The organism is Microcoleus sp. D3_18a_C4 (genome assembly GCF_036702415.1).
Lineage (GTDB): Bacteria > Cyanobacteriota > Cyanobacteriia > Cyanobacteriales > Microcoleaceae > Microcoleus.
In genome coordinates this window covers 1-6,009 of record NZ_JAUBTI010000048.1, presented here as the reverse complement: position 1 = coordinate 6,009, position 6,009 = coordinate 1, and the positions used below count along the sequence as shown (strand labels likewise).

Genomic DNA, 6,009 nt, shown 5'->3' with positions numbered 1-6,009 from the left:
TCCTGAAGAACAGGCAAGATGCCTGTTCCACAAACATTAATTTTTGTTGTGGGGTGGGCTTCTAGCCCGCCCTAAAAAGATTGCGGAGGCAGTACCCACGCTATTTTACACCGCATCCCAAACAATCAACTGAATCGGCGTAGGATTGTAAGCATTGCAAGGATTGTTCATTTGCGGGCAGTTAGAAATAGCAACCAGCGCGTTCATTTCGGCTCGCAAATCAACTGTGCTTCCCGGATCGGAGATGCCGTCAACAATTTCAAGCGTGCCATCTTCGCTAACCGGAACATTCATAAAGAAGTTGATATTACTGACTAAATCTCGCTTGCCCAAACCGTAGGGAAGAATTGCGGCGAGAAAATTTTCAACACAGGCGTGCTGGTATTTTTTATCTAGCCCAAACCGCACCGAATTGCTTTCGCAGCTACAGGCGCCGCCGGAGGTATCGTGCCGCCCGCAGGAGTCAGCAATTATGGTCATCATGGCTCGCCCTTCGTTGGAAAGGAGTTGGCTGTTTGTAGTGACAAAGATGTTGCCTTGATTGACGATCGTATCGGGGGCGCTGTAGCGTTCGGAAGGGTCATCGGCATTGTAAACTAAAAAATCTACTGCTTGATTTCCGCCTAAATCTACAATACGAAGAATCTGTCCTTTTTTGATGACGCGAGACCAGGGATGTCTGGCGGGTAAAACTTCGTTATAAATTGCAGTTTTTGGATCGAGTATTTGTTGAGTAGTTGCAGTCATGGTTCACTTTTTGTGATGGAATTGCAGAAATTTTTACCGCCGATTGATGCGGACAAAGTTGAGTTGTGGAATCGACTCTATTGCACGAACAAAGCATCAGTGTTGATGAAGCCGCGCACGGCTTCCGGGTTGGCGGTGCGGCACAAGTCGTCTGGTGCGGGTGCGGGGGTTTTCACAATTTGAATTTGGATGGGTTTTGGATCGTAAGTTGAACCCGGATGCAGGATGTGGGGGCAGTTAGAGATAATGGTCAATACGTTCATTTCTGCTCGCAAATCGATAAAACTACCCGGTTTTTCGCAGCCTTCGCGAAACTCCATCGTGCCGTCTGGTTTGACGGCAATGCGAGTAAATAAGTTGAGGTTGGGCATGATATCTTTTTTGCTCAATCCCCACCGAGTTAGGGCTTTGAGGAAGTTGTCGCGGGAGTTTTTCCAGTCTCCTTCGCCGTATTTTTTGGTATTGCTAGTGGCGTTGCTGCATCCTCCTAGCAAATCGTGACAGCCGGAGGTGTCTTGGGTGATGGAAAATAGGATGCGTCCCATGTCTGTGTAGATCGCCATGCCTTGTTTGAGAAAGGCGTTGAATTGAATTTTGGCGGTGTCTGCTGCGTTGAAACGTTCGATCGCATTATCGGCGTTGTAGCACAGCATGGAAACGCCGCGAGAGCCTTCTAAATCGGTGATTCGCAGGGTGTTTCCGCGCTTGATGACTCCCGACCAGTACGCGCCGCCCGGTACGGTTTCTTCGATTAATACGAGGCTTGAATCGATTTGTGAGTTTGGGTCGATCGATGATAGTTGCACCATAAGTTCCTCTTGATGTATTTGGGGGGTCAGCGAAATAAAACAATAGTATTTTGTAGTGGCAAAACTCACCCTCTCCCAAAGTAATATTTATTTCCACTGATATCTTGCACCATTCTCAAGAACGGGCAAGATGCCCGTTCCACAAAACTCCATTTTATTGGGGAACGGGCATCTTGCCCGCACCATTCTCAAGAACGGGCAAGATGCCCGTTCCACAAAACTCAATTTTATTGTTGTGGAACGGGCATCTTGCCCGTTCCTAATAGGTAATTGAGAATGGTGCAAGATGTTAAGTTTCCACTTACTTAGGTTGGCAGTTGTACTGTTGGCGCGGGCGCAAAAAGTGCAACTACCAACCTATTTCTATTTAAGCAGCCATTGCAACTGCTTCCTGTCCGTTGACATCTTGCACCATTCTCAAGAACGGGCAAGATGCCCGTTCCACAAAAAGTGAGTTTTCTTGTGGGGAGTAGGGGTTGGGCATCCTGCCCGCCCAAAAAGTGCAACTACCAACCTATTTCTATTTAAGCAGCCATTGCAACTGCTTCCTGTCCGTGTTTCCGCATCAAATCCATGAGTTCGTCGCGGTAATCGTGGAATTTGGCGTGACGTTTAACGCTGGGAGTGCGATCGGGCAAATTAATCGACATTTCCTTTCTTACTGTACCGGGACGAGCACCCAAAGCATAAATCCGATTAGAAAGAAACACCGCTTCTTCGACATCGTGGGTAATCATAAAGATTGTAATCTGAGTGCGACGCCACAAATCGAGCATGAATTCGTGCATCGATTCTTTAGTGTGGATATCCAAGGCGCCGAAAGGTTCATCCATTAATAACACTTTAGGTTCAGAAGCGAGGGCGCGGGCGATCGCCACCCGCTGTTTCATCCCGCCCGACAATTCTTTCGGCAGCGACGAAGCAAACTGCGTCAATCCTACCACACTCAAATAATAGCTAGCTTGTTCGCGCCGCTTTTTCTTGGACACGCCTTGAAGTTTAAGGCCAAACTCGGCATTTTCCTGCACGTTCATCCAAGGATAAAGAGTGTAATGCTGAAATACCATACCTCGATCCGGCCCAGGCGAAACAACTTCCTTGCCATCAATTTTTACTTCCCCTGTTGTCGGCTTGTCCAATCCCGCAATCTGCCTCAACAGAGTAGATTTGCCCGAACCGGATGCCCCTACCGCGCAGATAAATTCGCCTTGCTTGATGCTCATATTGATGTCCTTGAGGACAACTAATTTACCGTTTTTCGTTTCAAAGTTTTTGTGCAGATTGTTGATTTGCAGAAACATGAGTTTATCCTCTGTATTGTAAGTAAAAAAATGACACCAGTCTGCTTTATAACACCAAATACTCGTTAGTAACTCTTTAGTCCGCGAAGGCGGACTTCGTTTGTTTAGAAGCGGTTTCAACCGCCGATTACGATCGAGAGTTTTTAACAAGGATTTGTATAACATCTGCTTACTGTTTCTGACTTGACCATTTACAAGAAACCCGCAGCAGATATTGAAAAAGCAAGTCAAAAGCCAGTCCGATCGCCCCAATGACAATCAGCCCCACAAAAATTTCATCGGTTCGGAGAAATCGACCTGCGACGCTGATCCGGCGACCTAAGCCTTCGGTTGCCGCAATCAATTCCGACACGATTACCAATTGCCAAGCCGCAGCTAGGTTGATGCGGCTAGCATCAAGAATTCCCGGCAAAACGTGGGGAAAAATAACTTGAGTTAGGATTTCCCAGCGATTCCCACCTAACATATAAGTAGATTCTATCAAGTCTTTTGGAACAAACTTGACTGTATCCATTACCATCAGCGAATTGAAGAAAAAGACGCCGATAAATATTAGCGTTATTTTGGGTTCTTCGCCGATTCCCAAGTAGAGAATTAGCAGGGGAATGAACGCTGGTGCGGGCATATATCGCATCAAGCCGAACATTGGTTCCAGCAAGGCGCGAATACTGGCAAAACTGCCCATCAGCACGCCAATTGGTATGGAAAAAACCAAGGCGAACAGAAAGCCCACTCCCACCCGCCACAAACTCGCTACTGTGTCTTTCAAAAGTTCGCGAGTGTTCCACAGCCGGCCAAATGCCTCTAAAACTTTGCCGGGTGAAGGCAAAAATTTGGGGTCTACGTTGGCGAAGGTTGTTACTAGCCACCACAGCAGCAGCGGCAGTGCGATCGATGTTACCGTTAACCCAATATTGAGGGGTTGTGGTATCTCTTCCGCAATCCGCCAGAAAACGGTGGGATTTAGGCTTTTTTGCTTGAGGTGGGATTGGATCGATCGGCGTTCGGGATTTGGTGGCATGATTTAATTGCAGAACAGTTGAGCGAGTAATTTGAGTAGCTTTTTGGTATATTAAAAAATAAGAGTGTTGAAAGTTTTTTGTGTCTGCAAAATCGTAAATTCTGCCTTTTAGCTTTTACCTTCCGAATAAGCTTTTATAAAACGAGCGTCAAATAATCGGCTGATATCTGGTTGGGTTTTTGCTAAATTTACATCGACGAGAAATTTAGTCATTTCGCCCGCCGCAAACTGCAATGATGTCATGTCATTTCCCGGTTGAAAGGCTTTCAAGTTTTCCTCGATCGTAAATATCTTAGTGCCGTTTTCATATTCTTTGTATTCCTCAACGCTAACTCCGGCGCGGTTGGCGAGAATCTCGTAAGATTTCTCTTTATTTGATTTCATGTATTCCAATGTTGCAAACCATGAATTGACCACGGCTTGCACTCGATCGGGGTGTTCGCCGATAAACTTTCGGGTGAATACCAAATGGTCGGAAATCGCCCCCGGAAAATCTTTGGAACTAAACAGTTCCTTGCTGTTCGATCGTTTTAATGCCTGCGTGGTAAACGGCGCAAATACTGCCACCGCATCGACTTGCCCTCCGACGAAAGCCGCCGCAGCTTTGCCAGTTTCCAGCGGTATAAATTGAATATCTTGCACTGATAAACCTGCTCTTCTCAGCCCTAACAGCAATAGAAAGTGATCGACTGTACCTTCCTCGGCTGCAACTTTTTTCCCTTTTAAATCGGCCAGGGAATTGATGCCTTCGGCGACAATCACTTTGTCATTTCCCGTCGAGTTGTCGTTGACTAAAACAATTACTTGGTCAGCACCGCCCGATATAGAGTTTACTGTATCGCCGAGGGTTTGGCTGTTAGCATCTATCTGTCCTGCTGTGAGGGTGCTGATCGATTCTAAGTAGCCGTCAAACCATTTTAAGTCTACAGCAACATTGTTAGCTTCAAATATCTTTTGCTCTTTGGCAATTTGCCAAGGAAACCAGCCGGGCCACGCGCTGAATCCGAGGCGAACTGCGTTAGCATTTACTGAAGAAGTTGCTTCGCTTTCTGTGGTGGTTTTGATATAAATTGCCGGGTTGACGCAGCCGACAGCGAAAAACAAGGTGATGAAAAATATGGCGCAGTAGGATAAGGGCGATCGCATTCTTTTGGGGGAGCAATATCGGATATTCATAGCATATTCTGGTTGCTGGTTAGAGGTGAATATGTCGATCGAGCTTTTGCACCTTCTTTGGCTTCCTTAGCTTCCGCAAACCCCCTTGATATACAAGGATAAAGCCCGAGAGCTAACGAACCGAGTCTTGATGACCGATCGCGTTTCTCCCGGGCTTTTATCCCGCCGTGTAACTGGCTAGTGTTTCCCTAAAATTAAATCTGGGGAGAACCAGTCTGCTTCTCTCGGACCAGCACTTGAAATTTCTAAGCTGAGTTAGAAACTGATTCAAATCGGAACCCTAGAAGCGGTTAAATTTTTCGTTTTTTGTCTGTATACAGCACTTTTCAGGTAAGGTACCTAGCCATTGTAGGGACACTCCAAAAGCCAATTGGTTTCAACTTTCCACGTTAAACCCGTAGTCCGACAGGGGTTGAAACCCCTGTCTCAAAGCTAAAGTCCTCGCTATGAGGACTAAGAAAAATTTTAAACTCATTAGTCCTCTTCAGAGGACTTTAGCTATTAGACAGGGAATTCATTCCCTGGCGGACTCAGGGAGTTATCCGAGACTGTTGATTACTGCAATTCACTTACCTTTTTTAAAGGTAAGCATACTGTAGCGTGCAATTTTACTAGATTGCTACGTTTCAAACCGTAACAGCAAACTTGATGATAAAATGTGTAAAATGTTACAAAAAACGGTTTTTCTCGAATTTGTAAAATTAAATTTTTTGGGATATTAAACAGGGCGATGGGAAATCGCGAAGTTTAGTTGCACAAAAAGACGAAACCCGCAAGGTCAGAGTTGAATATTTCTCAAGAAATACTTCGATCGCCATAGACTGTATGCGATTATGGGCGGGGGCGGGTTTATGAGATTGTCGATTATGGGCAATTATTGTTGGTGAACCCGCCCCTTGTATCTTAAAGGAGTCAGTAGATCGCCACGTCATGGATTCGATCGAGCCGACTTTCA

General features: G+C 45.9%; 7 protein-coding genes and 1 riboswitch. Of the genes, 1 reads left to right on the top strand and 6 read right to left on the bottom strand.

What is annotated here, in order from left to right:
• Positions 1–105: 105 nt before the first annotated feature.
• Both QUB16_RS19945 and QUB16_RS19940 read right to left on the bottom strand, forming a co-directional pair.
• Positions 106–747: an urea amidolyase associated protein UAAP2 gene (locus QUB16_RS19945; protein WP_333318734.1), complete on the bottom strand. Its 642-nt coding sequence runs from the start codon at positions 745–747 to the stop codon at positions 106–108.
• 77 nt (positions 748–824) lie between these two features.
• Positions 825–1,556, bottom strand: coding sequence for an urea amidolyase associated protein UAAP1 (locus QUB16_RS19940; RefSeq protein ID WP_333318732.1), 732 nt, complete (start codon positions 1,554–1,556; stop codon positions 825–827).
• A 130-nt stretch (positions 1,557–1,686) separates the two neighbouring features.
• Here QUB16_RS19940 and QUB16_RS19935 point away from each other — a divergent pair, with 130 nt between their 5' ends.
• Positions 1,687–1,830, top strand: a complete 144-nt coding sequence (locus tag QUB16_RS19935) for a hypothetical protein (RefSeq protein WP_333318730.1) — start codon at positions 1,687–1,689, stop codon at positions 1,828–1,830.
• A gap of 250 nt (positions 1,831–2,080) precedes the next feature.
• Here the strand turns inward: QUB16_RS19935 and QUB16_RS19930 are convergent, their stop codons facing one another.
• The 4 genes from QUB16_RS19930 to QUB16_RS19915 all read right to left on the bottom strand — a co-directional run.
• The gene (locus tag QUB16_RS19930; protein WP_015175425.1) at positions 2,081–2,857 is read right to left on the bottom strand and encodes an ABC transporter ATP-binding protein; all 777 of its coding nucleotides are present in this window, start codon (positions 2,855–2,857) and stop codon (positions 2,081–2,083) included.
• A 169-nt stretch (positions 2,858–3,026) separates the two neighbouring features.
• Positions 3,027–3,878: an ABC transporter permease gene (locus QUB16_RS19925; RefSeq protein ID WP_333318728.1), complete on the bottom strand. Its 852-nt coding sequence runs from the start codon at positions 3,876–3,878 to the stop codon at positions 3,027–3,029.
• Positions 3,879–3,986: 108 nt separating this feature from the next.
• A complete protein-coding gene (locus tag QUB16_RS19920) occupies positions 3,987–5,054 on the bottom strand; it encodes an ABC transporter substrate-binding protein (RefSeq protein ID WP_333318726.1) in 1,068 nt (355 codons plus the stop codon).
• 144 nt (positions 5,055–5,198) lie between these two features.
• Positions 5,199–5,349, bottom strand: a riboswitch (guanidine-I (ykkC/yxkD leader).
• A gap of 406 nt (positions 5,350–5,755) precedes the next feature.
• On the bottom strand, positions 5,756–6,009 hold a 254-nt coding region (locus QUB16_RS19915), incomplete at its 5' end, for a hypothetical protein (protein ID WP_333318724.1).

Coding starts and splice junctions, on each gene's coding strand:
- QUB16_RS19930 (WP_015175425.1), bottom strand. CDS start 2,857: ATGTTTCTGCAAATCAACAATCTGCACAAAAACTTTGAAACGAAAAAC.
- QUB16_RS19925 (WP_333318728.1), bottom strand. CDS start 3,878: ATGCCACCAAATCCCGAACGCCGATCGATCCAATCCCACCTCAAGCAA.
- QUB16_RS19945 (WP_333318734.1), bottom strand. CDS start 747: ATGACTGCAACTACTCAACAAATACTCGATCCAAAAACTGCAATTTAT.
- QUB16_RS19935 (WP_333318730.1), top strand. CDS start 1,687: ATGCCCGTTCCACAAAACTCCATTTTATTGGGGAACGGGCATCTTGCC.
- QUB16_RS19940 (WP_333318732.1), bottom strand. CDS start 1,556: ATGGTGCAACTATCATCGATCGACCCAAACTCACAAATCGATTCAAGC.
- QUB16_RS19920 (WP_333318726.1), bottom strand. CDS start 5,054: ATGAATATCCGATATTGCTCCCCCAAAAGAATGCGATCGCCCTTATCC.